Source organism: Shewanella sp. SR43-8, assembly GCF_014163775.1.
Classification (GTDB): domain Bacteria; phylum Pseudomonadota; class Gammaproteobacteria; order Enterobacterales; family Shewanellaceae; genus Shewanella; species Shewanella vesiculosa.
In genome coordinates, this window is the sequence record NZ_JACJDX010000049.1 from 1 (window position 1) to 251 (window position 251).

The 251-nt window shown below is 43.8% G+C and carries 1 rRNA gene; it reads right to left on the minus strand.

What is annotated here, in order from left to right:
• Positions 1-99: ribosomal RNA gene (rrf, locus tag H5114_RS20305) — 5S ribosomal RNA — on the minus strand; the annotation flags it as partial.
• Between the last annotated feature and the right edge of the window lie 152 nt (positions 100-251).

Genomic DNA, 251 nt, shown 5'->3' on the forward strand with positions numbered 1-251 from the left:
TCTCGCATGGGGAGACCCCACACTACCATCGGCGATACTGTGTTTCACTTCTGAGTTCGGAATGGGATCAGGTGGTGCCACAGCTCTATGGTTTCCAGACAAATTTTGTTTATCTAACGCAGTATGTTGCATTAAATAATAATTCGGAAAGCTGATTGCTTTATTGAGTCTCTCGCACTGCTTAAGCGCTTTATTCTAACACTAAGTCGTATCAGTAAAACCCATCTGGGTTGTATGGTTAAGCCTCACGG